Source organism: Streptomyces sp. NBC_01525, from assembly GCF_045040405.1.
GTDB classification, from domain to species: Bacteria; Actinomycetota; Actinomycetes; order Streptomycetales; family Streptomycetaceae; genus Streptomyces; species Streptomyces benahoarensis.
On record NZ_CP109397.1, the window covers coordinates 488,979 to 503,625 of the forward strand.

A 14,647-nucleotide genomic window follows, 5' to 3' on the forward strand; every position below is an offset into this window, starting at 1 on the left:
TCATCGACGGTGTGCTTTCCACCGGTGAGAGAGTCGCCTGACGGCCAGCAAGCAGACCACGAAGGGCCGGGCCCCTGCGACTCACTCACTTCGGCACCTCCGGCAGCGCCGGCACCGTCGAGATGGACTGGATGGTGGACTCCCACTCTCCGGTCCGCGTGTTCTTGAACCGAAGATGCAGCACCTCGAACTCGTCCGGCACCCAGTCGAACTCGCCGACCTCGTCCTGGTCGAAGATCTGGTGCTCCGCGAACAGCTTGGCGAGCTCGATGTCCGTGGACGCCTGCATGATGAACTTGCCAACCTTAACGACGTGCATCACCGGACTACTCTGCGCCTCCGCCACCCGGACGCTCTGCCAAAACAACTCGTACCTCCTGGCGGACTTGGTCATACCAACCCACTCATCGCGCCTGATCTCGCTCACTTCGACCCCTCCCGCTTGCTCGTCGTCACCGGCGTCCAGCTCTGCACATACTCCACCTTCGGCGCCTTCACGACCGCCAGGCGATTGGCCTCCTGCGCGGACTCCGCTTCCGCCTCCACGCGCCGCACCGTGTGACCATGCAGAGCCACCGCGTGTCTCTCGAAGTCTTCTGCGGCCCATCGCCGCCTCTCAAAGCGGTGCCATCACTACGAACCTTCGAAGAAAGGTCTGAACCATGCCCGGACCAGCCGTCCGCAGCTTGTGGCGATCAGAGCTGTTTTCGCTGGTCAAACTCCCATCTGAGCCGTGTACCACCAGCAGACGAAGAACCTGCTGGGCGCTCTGCCGATGTGGCTGAGCATGCTGTTTGACACCAGAGATCTCCGGCGCCCCTGCCTCGCGGACTTCCCCATTAGGCCAGCTGACCAGCAACGCAACACACCTGACACCCCATCAGAACGAGCGTCAAATGAGCGCCACGGGCGCCATTTCAGCGTCAAGATATCGCCCGTAACGCCCACACCGCACATAATGCGCACGGGGAAAACCGCAGGTCAGGCGCCCTTCCCCGCCTTCTCCAGCACCACAACGCACTCCACATGATGCGTCATCGAGAAGACATGACGGTTGCCCCTACTCGCAAACATGCAGACCAAAGTGCATTTGAGGGAGTTCTTCGCGCTTTCCGGAGGGCTCCGTGCGTCACAGATGCGTCACAACGACCCTAGTACGACGGCACCCCGTCTCCCAGACAGCCTCACTGCCCGCGGCATCGACGACGAGAATGCCGAACACGTACCCGGGCATGCAAGAGCCAACTCAGTGGCCCTTTGCTCCCAGAGGGCGAAGGAACCGGCTGGGCTCACCGTTCCACGAAATGGTGAGTGCGTCCCGCGCTCTGGTTGCAGCAACGAACAGCAGGGAGCGAGCCCGCTGCAGTTCGCGCCGGTGGCGCAGTCGGTCGGTCCGTTCCCAGGTGTCCACCGCCGAGCGCGGAACCAAGCCCTCCGAAATGCCGGCGATGATCATGCAGCGATACTCAAGGCCCTTGAAGCGGTACATGGTGCCCACGTGCACCCCCTCGGCTCCTCGCGCCCCGTCAGCAGTGATCTTCGTGGCCATGATTCCGCGGCGGCCGAGCCGCGCCACCACCTCGTCGGCCTTCTCGTTCGTCGGCACACATACCGCGACGGATTCGCGCGGGACGTCGCACCACGCCTGCACTTGCTCCGACACAAGGTCGAGTTCCTTGTCCCAGCTGTCCGCGCTCCGCAGGGACGGGCGTCCGCCGTGCAACACCGAGCGGTATCCGACGAGATCATCGGTGCTGCCGTCGAGGTCGTCGTAGTCGGTGCCCTCAAGGATGCCGATGGCGGTCCCCAGGATCTCGCGTGTGGTGCGATAGCTGAGTGTCAGTTTCGCCGACCGGCCCCGGATGTTGATGCCCAGACTGCCCAGGGTCACCTGGTTGTCATAGATCCTCTGATGCGTGTCACCGACGAGGAAGAGGTCGTTGGCCTCCCGGGGCACCATGGCCCGCAACATCTTCCAGTGCGCGGCACCGAGATCCTGGGCTTCGTCCACGACGATGTGCCGGTATCGGTAGCGCAGCCAGGCGCCGGTCCCCGACTCCGCATGGATGTTGCCCGGCCCGCCACGCTCCTCCTCCTGACGGCGGCGTTCCTCGATCTTGTGCCGGCGGGCCATCTCCAGCTGGGCAGCGCGTTCGGCGACTTGCCGGTGCGTCTCCAGGCCTTTGACGTCGAGTCGTTGTGTGAAGCGCTCGGCGAGCTGCCAGATCTCGGCCCGGTCGGGACGGGTCACGCTGCGGCCCCGCCCCGCACGCCGGGCCCGGAAGTAGTCGGCACGCGAGGCCACGGCCTGGCCGAGGATGACCTGGTTCCACTCATCGCTGAGGAATTCGGCGTCCCAGCGGCTTTCGCCGGACTCCACGAGAAGTTGGCGCCATTCGCGCAGCGCCTGGGTGTCATCGATCCTGCGTTTGGCGTTCCCCGGGTCGGCCTCGCTGACCACACGGGTCGCCAGCTGGTCGACATGCAGGATGTCGACGCGGGCGAGCGTCTGTGGTCCGCCGAGCGAGAGGAGGCGGGAGCGCAGGTCGGCGGCGAGATTCTTGTTGAAGGTGGTGAAGAGAACCGGCTTGTTGTGGCCGGGGGGCAGCTGGTCCACAAGGTGTTTCACCCGGTGCAGGGCGACGATCGTCTTCCCCGTTCCGGGGCCGCCACCCACGCGGGCCGGCCCGGAATACGTGCGTCCCACCAGCCTTTCCTGGGTGGGGTGGAGGAAGACCTTCCACCGGCCGAAGTCGCCCTCCTCAATGATGCTCCGCAGTGACTCGTCATCGGTGATCACCACGGCCTGCGAGCGGTCGGCCGCCGCTTGCCAGTCCTCGCCACGGGCGCTCTCGGGTGCTTCCTCGGCCGTGACTGCGACCGGTGCGGTGACCTCCTCCATGACCTGCTGGTACGGAACTCCGTCGCGCAGGCGCAGCAGCACCTCCCCGGTGTGCCGAGGGGCGTACTCGGCGAGGCCGAGCAGCTCGTCGTCCGTGGTGAGCTTGAGGACGATCGGGATCAGAGGTTCGGCCACGCCCAGGGCGGCCAGTTGCTTCGCGGTGTATTCGGCGAACAGCGGGACGTCGGGGGCGGCTTCCGGAACGGAGGTTCCGGCATCCGGCACAGTGCCTGCTTCCGGGCCCAGAACGCCGTCCTCCACCACCTGGAGATCCACGTATTCGATCGCGCCGGTGATGTGGTTGATGCCGTACGCGAGCCGGTCGAGGTTGCGGTGGACGTGTCCGCGGTGTTTGACCGAGACCAGCAGCCAGTCGTTGCCATCCAGCCGCAGCAGCAGGGCCCGGTACTCGCGGTTGACCCGCGCCGACCACAGCCGCTCGTGTCCCTTGAGCGGCTTGAGGTCAAAACTCGGCAATTCGGGATTCTTGCGGAACTCGTGCTGGAATTTGTAGACCGCCCCGACGATCGCCCGGTCCAGCTTGACGATTTCCTTGTCCGCCTTGTCGAGTAGGCGGAGGGTCGCGCCCGCGGTCGGCGCGCCGGTGCTGGTCATCGGTCCTGCTCCTCGTCGTGGTTCGCGGCCGGGTGGCCGTCTGCTGCGGCGGGCCGGGTCAAAGCGGCCGCCAGTTCGCGGGCGTCCCACTCCACGGCGGTCCGTACGGTCCACCCTGCTGCCGCGTAGGCGCGGTCGCGGTCCTGCGCTTCGGCTACCGCGGCTTCGTCCTCTTGCGCAGGGGCGAGAACGACACCGATGCGGTGGGTGGGCCACGCCAGTTCGGCGGGCCATGCGGCGTCGCCGAGCTCGAATCCGGCTTCGGGAGCGGGCACTGCGAACCTCACGAGCGCGTCGACGAGTTCGGCGAGGCCGGGCTCCTCCACGAGGTAGCCGACGACCTCGTCCCAGGCAGGGTCACGCACGGCGGCCGTCGCGGCGGCCGAGGGCGGTGCCGAGTCAGCGGACGACGGCGCATCCGCCGCCGGTTCCACCGGCTCGGCAGCTTCGGTGGCCGGCGCTCCCGCATCGGGCTGCTGCGGCTGTCGCCGGGACTCCAGCCAGCCGGCCCCGCCCGTCACGGCCAGCTCCAGCGGGTCGAAACCCGGCAGTTGGCCGGCCGCCAGCTGAACGCCGTCGCCCTCGCCCTCGTTGAGGAACTGGAGCAGGTTGGTCCAGTACAGCCAGGCCTGCCACCGCCTGCGGTGGGCGTTCTCATCGCGGCCCACGGCTTCGGGGCTGTCGTCGAGCACGGTCAGCGCGGTCCACACCGCGCCCGCCTGCCCCTTGCGGAGATCGAGGGCTACCGTCAGGGGGCATCCACTGCGGTCATGGGTGGCCATGACCTGGACGGCACCCTGACCGCCCGAGAGGCGCTTGCCTGCCAGTGCCTCGGCGATACGGTGGCCGGTCTCGGGCCCGTCCGCGAGGGCCCGGCTGGTGGCGGAGACCGCGGCGAATCCCGCCAGTGCGCTCTGGGTGCGCCGCCGCCACACCGCGTCGTTCGGGGTGGTCAGGTAGCCGATCAGGGTGTCGACCGGATTCGTCCACACGAAGCGATGCAGGTCACGCGGGTCGTCGCCGTGCAGTCGCCGGTGGATGTCGGAGGCGGTCTTCTGGGCCGTGTTCTGGTACGGCACCCATACGGGATCGGCGGGAGGCTTCGCATCGCCGGTCCAGGCGCGCACATCGTCCCAGGTCAGCTGGAAAACCTGCCAGCCGTGCCCGGCGCGCAGCCGGGTGCGTTTGCCGGCGTCGGACGCGATGCGGTTGTGGTCGGGACTCGCGTGGTAGCGGTAGCCGTCGAGGTAGACGGCGACGCGCTTGCGGTCGTCGTCCAGGCTGCGGAAGACCACGTCGGGCACGGTGAAGCCGAGGTCGGCCTGCGTCTCCATGCGCCAGCCGGTGACCGTGCCGTCGGGCGCGGTGAACCGCAGCGTCGTATCGCGCTCGCCGTCGGGCGTCTGCGCGCTGCGCACGCTCACCTCGTCGACGCCTTCGGCCCAGGCGAGGAGCCCCCGTCGGAACAGTGCTTCCAGCTCGCTCTCGACCTGCTGGACGAGGCTGATGTCCGCGGTCGTCCCGGCTTCCTCGATGCTCCAGGCATCGCCGGTACGGCCGAGGAGTTCACCGAGCATGTCGAGGGCGTGTTCCCGCGAGACCAGTTCGTACTCGCTGTCGCCGACGTGCCGCAGCAGGCAGCGGTGGCAGGCGGGGCGCTTCTCGCCGACGCACGGGCACCGCTCGATGACGTGGCGGGCCCGGGTCAGCACGTCGTGCAGGCCGTCGGGCCCCGCGAGCCGGTGGAGATAGCCGGTGCCGCCGGGCAGGGAGTCGTACAGCACGAGGAAGTGCCTGCGGATGTCGCTGCCGGGCTCGGGCATGGAGTCGGTGACCACGGCCAGGTGGTCGGGGTCCCCTCCGTAGCTCTGGGCGATGCCCGCGAGGAGCAGCGCTTTGAAGGAGGCGAGGCGCTCCTCGGTGTGCGCGGTGACCGCGGGGATGAGGATGCGCAGCGCCTCGCTGCGCAGCTCGTGGGCGAGCAGCAGTTTCACGCCCTGCTGAGCCGCCTTCGTCTCGCCGAGCCCGTCACGTAGCCGGGGGCACCACGGGCGGTGGTACTTCGTCGCCCGGGAAGCGCCGAAGGCGGCCTGCTGTCCGGCGGGCGCGGCGGCGGGACCGCCGTCGGGGTCGGCGAATCCGCAGGAGTCGCAGACCCAGAAGGGGTTGAGCCGCACCTGGCGGCCCGCGAAGGCGCCTTCCGCCCCCGTGTCCACGCGGGAGGCACCGACGTTGAGGTGCCGGATGACGGCCTGGCGGGTGAACTCCCAGCCGAACGTGGCCTTTGTGTGCTTCCAGCCCGCCTCGATGTGCTCCTGCGGAAAGTCCACGGCCGGGACGACGGTGTAGTGGCGCCGCTCCCGCTCGTCGGTGTCGTCGCGTACGCGGATGTCGTCCCGCTGGTCGCGGGCCATCACGCGGTGGGGCACCAGCACTTTGTGCAGGCAGCCGACATCGCCGATGGCCGGGGACAGGCAGCGCGGGCAGGCGGTGGAGTCCTGCCGTGCCTGCTGGGTGCGGACGTGCCCGCAGTCGGGGCAGACGCGCCACCACAGCCACGCCGGGCGGTTCGGACTGCCGATGTCGAGCCCGGTGATGCGGTGCTTGTACCCCTGTACGTAGTAGTGGTTGCCGGGTGCGAAGTCGACCAGGGCCAGACGCGCCGACCGCTCGTACCGCAGGACCTTGCTGTGGTGCTCGGGCTGCCCGTCCTTGCCCTCCTCCCGCCAGGTGAGGGTGGCTTCGAGTTCGGTCATCGAGTCGACGAGGCTGTAGTTGGGCAGCAGTCCGAGGTCGACGAGCGCGGCGTGCGCGGTGGTCCGGCTGATCTCGCCCGCGTGCCGGGACACGGCTCGCCGCTCGGCCCGCAGCTCTCTGCCCTGCCGCTCGTGTTCCGGGTCGCCGGCCACCAGCGCCTTCAGCGCGTCGTCGATCGACGTGATCCGGTGCTGCATCTCGCCGCGCCGGTCCTCCCACTGGGCGCGGGCCCCGCCCAGGGCATCGGCCAGATCCCCGGTCGCGTACGTCCGCAGCTCCTCGGCCGTCCGCGGGCTGACGCCCGTGCCCTTCGCCTCGTCGTACGGCGGAAACAGCAGCAGGAAAGCATCGACGAGGCGGGGGCCCGCGGCAAGCGCGGCCTCCTGGAACTCGGACAGCCACGCCGAAGGGCCGAACAGGTCGGTGGCCAGGCGGGGCATCGGGCCGAGCGCATCCCCGCCACTGTCCAGTGCGGGCAGGCGTCCGGCGCCGGCCAGGTCGAGGAGGTGCGCGAGGTACTGGCGGCGCAGGATCTCGCTCGCGGAGAGGAAGCAGCCGGGCGGCTGGATGTCTCCGGCGATCATCTGCCGGGGGTCGTCCAGGTAGTAGCGGTCCCGGGGGCCACGGTCGACCATGGTCAGCAGATAGGCGTTGCCGGTGGCACGGCCCGCCCGGCCCACCCGCTGCACGTAGTTGGCGGGTCCCTTGGGCAGCGAGGCGAGGACCACGGCCGACAGGTCACCGATGTCGATGCCGAGTTCCAGCGTGGGGGTGCAGGACAGGACCTGCGGGTTGGCGTAGTGGGCCTGGACGCCCGCACGGAACGCCTTCTCCACGGCTTCGCGCTTGGGGCGGCTGAGGGTGCCGGTGTGCTCCGCGGTGTTGATGGTGAAGACGCCGGCCTCGCGGTACATCCGCCGGTAGAAGTCCTGGGTGAAGTCCCTGCGCCGCACCCCGCTCTCCAGGTCCTGGCCGGTGCGCAGCAGGCCGCCGCAGCGGTAGCGGGGGCACGGCTGTCCGTGCCACTGGTCGGCGAGGGCGGGGTGGACGGTCTGTTCCCAGGAGCAGACCGGGCAGTGCGCGGAGGCGTCGGCCACCTGGTCGTCGGCCAGCTTGCGCACCTGTACGTGGCCGGGCTGGAGGCCGTAGACGCGGGTCACCCCGTCCTTGGCGGTGCGGGCGGAGAGCACGCCCGCGTCGACGAGCGCGGGCAGCAGCCGCACCAGGAAGGCGTTGGCGGCGTCGGGGCGCAGTCCCAGGCTCCGCCGGGTCCAGTCCTGATACCAGCCGAGGCGTCCGGTGACCACGTCGAAGTCGTCGCTGCCCTGCTTGGGGCTGCCGAGCAGGAACGCCGGGGCGGACACGCCGGGCGGGAACGCGGGCATCCCGGTCTTGCGCCCGCCCCAGACGAGCCAGCGCCGCACCCCCGCCTGGTCCAGCCAGGCATCGAGCCAGGCGTGCCGGACGGCGCCGCGCGTGCGCAGCCGTTCGAGGAGGCCGCGCACGTACCCGGTCCAGCGGTCCGGTCCGGGCAGGGAGCCATCCGGCAGCGCGATGTCCCCGGGGGTGGTGTGCAGGAGTTCACGGACGATCTCGGCGACCGCGTCCGGGTCCTGGAGCGGGACGTCCGCGGCGACGGTGCGGGTCAGTTCCAGGGTGCGGCCCTGCCGGGACCTCAGCCCGAACTCCAGGACCGCCGCGAAGGCGAGGCGCTGGGCGATGAGTTCCCAGGTGGCGCGAGAGCCGTGGCTGCGCCCGGACAGCAGGGTGTCGACGCCGCGTACGACATGCAGGTCGGGCGGGATCACCGCGGCCTGCACGGCCTTGCTGTCCACGACATCCGCGATGAGGTCGGCCGCCAGGTCGCTGAGCGCGACCGGCTCGTCCTCGTCGATGCGGCTGGCGAGCAGGGAGCGCAGCGAGAAGGTGTACGAGCGGTTGGCGACGTATCCGGCGCGGTGGGCGGCGTCCTGCACGGAGTCGTTGAAGAGGAGGGTCTTGTCCTCTTTCAGGTTCTTGTCGAGCTCACCGCCCGTGAACAGCTGGGTGATGGAGGCGGCGGCGAGCGCGGCGAGGCCGGTACCGAGGTAGCGGATGGCGTTGAAGGTGCGGCAGGCCGGGCACTGGTCGCCGCGTGCCGCCCGGTCGTCGCCGAGGTCGGCCCAGACGAATGCGGCGTCGTGCAACGGCTTCGCCACGTGGGGGCCTTGACCGTCGTGCGGCGGGTCGAAGTCACTCTCGCCGGACAGCGGCCGCACCCGCCCGGTCAGCCCGTCGAGCACCATCACGGTCGGCCCGCTGCGCTGCTTCTCGGCCACGAAGGCCGCTTCGTACGCCTGCTGCGGGGTCGCCGCGATCATGTTGCGGACGCGGCTCTTGTCGCGGCCGACGGACGCCCGGCGGATCTTCGTGGCGTTCATGTCGAGCTCCGCCGGGTCCGCCTCCGGGGAGAGCGCCGCCCAGCCGGAGCGGCCGCACTCACGGCAGAAGACGGCCGGCAGGAACACCTGCGCGGGCGGCGGCGCGCTGTCTCCCGCGGGGGCGGCCGGGCCCGGATCACCTTCCGGGGCAGGGGAGTTGGCCGCACTGCGCCCTGTCGTACGGGTGGCCAGCCTGCCGCCCGTGGCGACCCGTTCATCGTCCCAGCGGAACTCGGCCCGCGCCGCGCTGATGCCGCGCAGCACCCGGGAGACGGAGCGCACCCAGTGGTGCACCTCGATGGACAGCAGCGGGCGGGTGGGGTGCTCGGGGTCGCGGGCCGTCGAGAGCAGGGCGACGTAGCGGGCGAGGGCCTGGGCGGCGACGGCCGGGTGCTGCTGGACGGCCATGCCCCAGTGGTAGGCGTAGCGCGGCAGGACGTCCATGATCTCGTTCACCGTGCGCGGGCGGCCGTCGAGGATCTCCAGCACGGCGGCGGTCATCCGGTGCCGGCGCAGCTGCCTGCCGAGCTGTACGGCGTCCAGGCCGCTCCGGCCGGTGAAGGCGGCGGCAAGCTGGTCCAGCGCTCCCGGGTCACGGGTGGGGTCACCGACGCCCGCCACCTCGTGGGGGGCGGGGAAGGGCATCCTGAAGTCGCTTTCGCCCGCGAACTCCTGGGCGCTGCGCCGGTCCTCCCCCACGACGGCGTCCGGCGGGAAGGGCACGCCGAACACCTGCTCGGCCACCTCCAGCATCGACCCGCCCGCGGTGCCCGGTGCGCCCTCGCCCAGGGTGGCCGAGGTGGCGACGGGGCAGACCGGGCCGAGCGGCCGTCCCGGCTCGTTCAGGTCCGCGACGGCGCCGAGCCGGCGCAGCAGCATGGCCACGTCGGTGCCCTGGGCGCCGTCGTACGTGTGGAACTCGTCCAGGACGACGTAGGCGAGCGCGGAGCCGCCCGGCTCCTGCCACAGCCGCTGGTCCTCGGGCCGCTGGAGCATCAGGTCCAGCATCTTGTAGTTGGTGATGAGGATGTCGGGCCGGGTCCGGCGGATCTCGTCCCGGTCGACCGCGACACGCGGATTGGCCTGCTTGAACTCCTTGGACGCCTTGTCGCCGATGTAGAGCGCGGCCCGTACGCCCGCGTCCCTGAGCCGGGCGTCCCGGGGGTTGTCGAGGTAGGTGTTGATGCGGTGCGCCTGATCGGTGGCGAGCGCGTTCATCGGATAGAGGAGGACGGCCTTGACGCCCTCCCGTCCGGCCTCGCGCTCCCGTCGGCAGTGGTCGAGGAGCGGCACGAGGAACGACTCGGTCTTGCCGGATCCGGTGCCGGTGGTCACCAGCGTGGGCCGGGCCGGGCCGTGCAGCGTCGAGAGACGTTCCCAGGCCCGCTCCTGGTGGCGGTGGGGATGGAACCCTCGCGGCCACCAGGTGAGGTGCCGCTGCCAGTCGTCGTTCTCGGCCGGGCGGAAGGGGGTGCGGATGCGCAGGTACGGGCCGCGGAAGATGCCGTCGTCGGCATCGCCGAGGAACTGTTCCAGGGCGCTGCGGGTGCTCTCGTCCGCCAGTGCGTACGTCGTCGACAGGTACTGGCTCAGGCTGTCGCGCACCTGCTCGGCGGCGAGGGTCGGTCGCACGCGCGGTCCTCCTGGTTCTCCGTACTGCTAGGTGCCCGGTCGCGGGCACGTCCCTACCGTAATCGCGCCGCGCCCGCATCCGGCCCGGCCGGACGTCTTCACGCTGGGGCGACGCCGTGGCCCACCCCGGCTCAGACGCCGAGTTTGCGTCCTACGTAAGCGATGCGCAGGGTGCTCCGGTCGTGCAGGAGCCGGAAGTGCATCCGCCCCGGCGTCGGAAGGAACTCGCAGTGCCAGTCGAACAGCTGCCGGCTGCCGTCTTCGTCGGTGAACCAGCACAGCCGTCTGCGTGACTCGAACTCGGTGCGCACGTCGGACCTCCATTGGGGCCCGATCGGCCGGGCCCGCGGGTCCCACCCGGCCACTGCCTCCTGCAGTTCCACGAGGCGGTCGCGCACGGGCCGCACCCAGACCTCGGGCAGCTCCCGCAGGTCCTGTTCCACCCGGGGCAGGAATTCGAGACGGGGGAAGAATTCCGCCCGTCGCTCCCACAGGTCGCCGCCTCGGCGCACGGCCTCAAGGCCGCCCCTGCGGACCGCTTCGACCGACTCCCGCAGCCAGGCGCCGTGCACCTCACAGTGCCCGATCCCGGACATGTGCCGCACCTGGACCTCATCGGTCTCCGAGTGGTACGTCCCCTCGGCGGCCTCCGCGCCCTCCACCAACTGCGCGCGCTCCAGGGTCACTTGACCGTCGCCCCAACAGGACTCGACCGCTAAGGAGACTCCCAGCCCGTCCATGAGGTGGGCCGCGCCCAGCCCTTCCGCCGGCCTGTCCCGGTGCCGGTAATCGACGTCGTAGAAATCCTGGCCCTCGGGGAAGACGACGCGATGCGGCCACTTGCTCTGCATCTGGAGGAGCCGCCGCCACATGTCGCGGTGCCGGGGATTGCCGTGCCACTTGCCGATCGGGTGCCCGTCCGCTATCTGGAGCCCGGTGATCGGGTCCTTGCTCACCAGGACGGTGCCCGCCCGGTCGGCCCTGAGCACCGCGAGCACGGCCCGGGCCAGCTCCGTCATGGCCCGCTCCGCGCGCGCCGGATCGCAAGTCGTGTTGCAGGAGATCTCATTCAGGAACAGCAGCGGCACGTTTCCCCCCTCCGTGATGTCGTACGCGCCCGTCGACCGGCCCCCGGCCGGTGCTCAGGTCAGCAGCTCGTCGAGCGTGTTCTCCACCTCGTCGAAGAAGCCCTCCGGCCACTGGTCGAGCATGCCGTCACCGTCGATACGGGGACTGGCCACCTCGCTGCCCGTGACACCGCCCCGGAAGTAGTGGAGTACGGCACGGTCCGGGGGCAGCACGCCCCGCTTGACGGCGAGCCGCACCCCGTTGAGGACGTGGTCGCTGTGCGTCTCGATCACGAGCTGCGCCCCGTGCGCGGCCGCCGCCGAGACGAGGGCCGCCATCCGGGACTGGCCGCGCGGGTGCAGATGCGCCTCGGGGTTCTCCAGGAGGGCCAGCGATCCGGGGCGCGCCGTCAGACAGGCCACGACGATCGGCAGGGCGTAGGTGAGGCCGAAGCCGACGTTCGTGGGGCGTCGCCGGGTGCCGCGCGGGCCGTCGAAGCCGTACGACAGGCGCACCGAGTCGGTGCCTTCGATGGCGGCGGCCTGGAGGTCCACGCCCGGGCACAGCTCCCCCATCCACGCCGCTGCCTGATCCAGCAGCCGCGCCGACGCGGCGCGCGAGTGACGCAGCGGCCCCTCGGGGACCTCCTCCCTGGCGTGGTGGCGCAGGAAGTTGACGGTGTGTTCGCCGCGCACGCCGAGGAAGCCGCGCCCGATGGCCGCGTGGTGGTCGCGCGGGTAGAACTCGGCGGGTGAGATGCGGTCGGCGTGCAGGTACTGGAAACCGGCGGTGAAGTATCCGGGGACGACGGCGGCGGCGCCGGCCGGGGGCGTCGCCCCTTCGCTGGTCAGCGGGATGTCGACACCGGTCAGCGGCAGCAGGTTCTGTTCGGCCTCGTAGGCCACGGTCCAGGAGTAGCGGTACGCGCTTTCGCTCACCGCGAGCGTGATCTCCGGCTCGTCACCGGTGAAGTCCTCGTGCAGGACGTCGCGGCCGGTGCCGAGGGAGACCAGCTCACCGTTGAGGAGGAAGCCGCTGTCGGTGGCGGCGACGGCGCCGGAACCCGCCTCGTGCACCAGCTCCCGTACGTCGTCCAGGTCACCGGCCGTGTACGACTGCTGGAGCAGCCCGAGCGCCTGGAGGACACTGCTCTTGCCGGAGGAGTTGAGACCGGTCAGCAGGGTGAGGGGCCCGAGCTCCAGGTCCACGTGCTGGAACGCCTTGAAGTTCGTTAACGTCAGCCGGTCGATCACTGCCCCGCTACCCCCTGGAAGAGCTCCGCCATCGCGCCGAACCTCTTGCGCACCTTCTTCGTGTCGCCGGTGGCGACGGAGATGGCACGGTCGAAGTCCCAGTCCTTCATCAACCCGAAGAACCCTTCGAGCACCCTGTCACGCGACGCTACCAGCGTCTCACGCTCGCGATCACCCAGAGCGGCAAGATTGACCGCGACGGCCTCGAACAGGGCTTTGTTGATGGGCGACTTGCCCTTTCCCCCCCGCCATTTCCGGAACGCGTGAGCACCGAAGACACCCGACGCGCACCGCATCGCCTTGCGGAACTCCAGCGCCAGCACCTCCCGTTGCGCTGCGCTCAGCCGGTTGACGTAGTGCATGGAGGTGATGAGGAACTGGTCGAAGTCCCGCTGCGCGTGCTGCGACGGGTCGCTCAGCCGGAACGCCAGGAAGCGCAGCACCATCTCCCGGTCGGCCATCCGCTCATTGGACACGCTGTGCCCCGTGGCCTCCCCGAAGGCCGGGTCCTCGGCGAGGTCGGCGAGGTAGCCGCGCACCGGCCCCTCGACCAGGGCGTGCCGGATCTCCTGCGGCGTGAGCGGCAGTCCTCCGGTGTTGATCCGCGAGAAGACGTTGAACTTCACGGCCTCCGGCGTGCCCTGCTGAATGATGTGCACCACCAGCTGGGTCTCGCGCAGCCTGATCCGCAGCCGCCCGGTCAGTCCCTCGTAGCCCTTGCCGTGGAAGTCGCGCAGATAGTCGAGCCCGCGCAGCGTCAGCGGCGGCATGTCCACCGCTTCCGGTGCCATGAACCGGGCGATGGCCGTGAGCCGCTGGATGCCGTCGACCACGGCCCAGTCGTCGTTCTCGTCCTGCGCCATGTGGAAGGACGAGATGGGGATGCGCAGCAGCAGCGATTCGATGAGGCGGCTCTGCTGTACGTCGGTCCAGATGCCGGCCCGGCGCTGGAAGTCGGGCGCGAGGTCGATCATGCCCTCCCGCAGGCGCGACAGGAGCAGGTCGACGGTGGTCGTCTGGGTCTCGATCTTGATGCTCTCGGGCCGGAACGGTGCGGAGATCTCGTCGGACTCGCTCGTGCGCGCACCGGCCTCCGCACCCTCCTCGTCGGCGGGCTGCTCCAGTTCCACCCCGGTCGGGAGCCCGTCCCCCCCGACCTCGACCGGGCCGTGCAAGGAGGGGAAGAGTCCGGGCTGCAGCAGCTCGGTGTCCTCCGACGGGAACTGGTAGCGCCGGAATCCGACGTCCCGCCCGCGCCCGGTCGCCTGTCCGCTGCCACTGTCCTCAAGCCCTGCCATGACTCCCCGTCGCCTCCGCCGGCCGCCGCTGATGACCTTTGGTCCATGGTCGGCAGCCAGCCTATAGACGGCGAGCGGGCCCGTCAGCGCGGCAGGTCCAGTTCGGCCCGGACCGTCTTGCCGACGGCCGGGCGGCCGAGGACCGCCCACCGGTCGGCCAGCGCCTCGACGATCAGCAGCCCCCGGCCGCCGTCCGCCGTGGCGGCCGGGGCGGTGATGCCGTCCGGCCCGTCGGGCCGGCGCTCGCCGCGCGGGTCCGACACGTCGATCCGGAGGGTGCCCGCGTCACAGCTGAGCCGCACCTCGAAGTCCCGGCCGGGAACGCGCCCGTGGGTGACGGCGTTGGCGGCGAGCTCGGCCACGAGCAGCGCGGCGATGTCCGAGGCATCGGACCCGTACGGGATCCCCCAGTCATTCAGCCGGTGCTGGGCGAGGTGGCGGGCGAGGCGAGCGCCGCGCGGGGTGGAACTGAAACGCTGGGTGAACACACGTACGGTCACCGGGTCTTGGTGGACGGAACTTGGCGTCATGGCCCCAAAACTGGCCGCCGGCGAACCCCGCACACCAGGTCAGGGACTCGCACTCTGCGTGAGAGTACGAGTGCGGAGGGTGGAAAGGGATGGCAACTGGCCGTAACCATGGCCGGGTTGGCAGCGGTATGCCGGGGAGGAGTGGGGTTTCCCCTGCTCGAACGGAGCTAAG

At 70.4% G+C, this 14,647-nt stretch carries 8 protein-coding genes; all 8 read right to left on the bottom strand.

Annotated elements, in window-relative coordinates:
* Nucleotides 1–85 precede the first annotated feature (85 nt).
* The gene (locus tag OG422_RS02250) at nucleotides 86–322 is read right to left on the bottom strand and encodes a hypothetical protein (RefSeq protein ID WP_189908711.1); all 237 of its coding nucleotides are present in this window, start codon (nucleotides 320–322) and stop codon (nucleotides 86–88) included.
* Nucleotides 323–423: 101 nt separating this feature from the next.
* The gene (locus tag OG422_RS02255) at nucleotides 424–576 is read right to left on the bottom strand and encodes a hypothetical protein (protein WP_327688173.1); all 153 of its coding nucleotides are present in this window, start codon (nucleotides 574–576) and stop codon (nucleotides 424–426) included.
* 670 nt (nucleotides 577–1,246) lie between these two features.
* Nucleotides 1,247–3,517 carry a UvrD-helicase domain-containing protein gene (locus OG422_RS02260; protein WP_405739062.1) on the bottom strand — a complete coding sequence of 757 codons (2,271 nt, stop codon included), beginning with the start codon at nucleotides 3,515–3,517 and terminating at the stop codon, nucleotides 1,247–1,249.
* On the bottom strand, nucleotides 3,514–10,326 hold the full coding sequence (locus OG422_RS02265; RefSeq protein WP_405739065.1) for a DEAD/DEAH box helicase: 6,813 nt from the start codon (nucleotides 10,324–10,326) through the stop codon (nucleotides 3,514–3,516). The genes OG422_RS02260 and OG422_RS02265 overlap by 4 nt, the downstream gene beginning before the upstream one ends.
* 131 nt (nucleotides 10,327–10,457) lie before the next feature.
* Entirely contained in the window at nucleotides 10,458–11,414 is a 957-nt protein-coding gene (locus OG422_RS02270; protein WP_405739068.1) for a hypothetical protein, read from the bottom strand.
* Between the two features lie 54 nt (nucleotides 11,415–11,468).
* Nucleotides 11,469–12,647 (bottom strand): DUF3696 domain-containing protein, encoded by a 1,179-nt coding sequence (locus OG422_RS02275; RefSeq protein ID WP_405739071.1) that lies wholly within the window; start codon nucleotides 12,645–12,647, stop codon nucleotides 11,469–11,471.
* Complete coding sequence (locus OG422_RS02280) at nucleotides 12,644–13,945, bottom strand: DUF262 domain-containing protein (RefSeq protein WP_405739074.1); 1,302 nt, start codon at nucleotides 13,943–13,945, stop codon at nucleotides 12,644–12,646. Before OG422_RS02280 ends, OG422_RS02275 begins: the two co-directional genes overlap by 4 nt.
* 83 nt (nucleotides 13,946–14,028) lie before the next feature.
* Entirely contained in the window at nucleotides 14,029–14,475 is a 447-nt protein-coding gene (locus tag OG422_RS02285) for an ATP-binding protein (RefSeq protein ID WP_405739077.1), read from the bottom strand.
* Nucleotides 14,476–14,647: the final 172 nt, after the last annotated feature.

Bases quoted from the DNA above. Each gene is read 5' to 3' on its own strand.
- OG422_RS02280 (WP_405739074.1), bottom strand. From the start codon at position 13,945: ATGGCAGGGCTTGAGGACAGTGGCAGCGGACAGGCGACCGGGCGCGGG.
- OG422_RS02260 (WP_405739062.1), bottom strand. From the start codon at position 3,517: ATGACCAGCACCGGCGCGCCGACCGCGGGCGCGACCCTCCGCCTACTC.
- OG422_RS02285 (WP_405739077.1), bottom strand. From the start codon at position 14,475: ATGACGCCAAGTTCCGTCCACCAAGACCCGGTGACCGTACGTGTGTTC.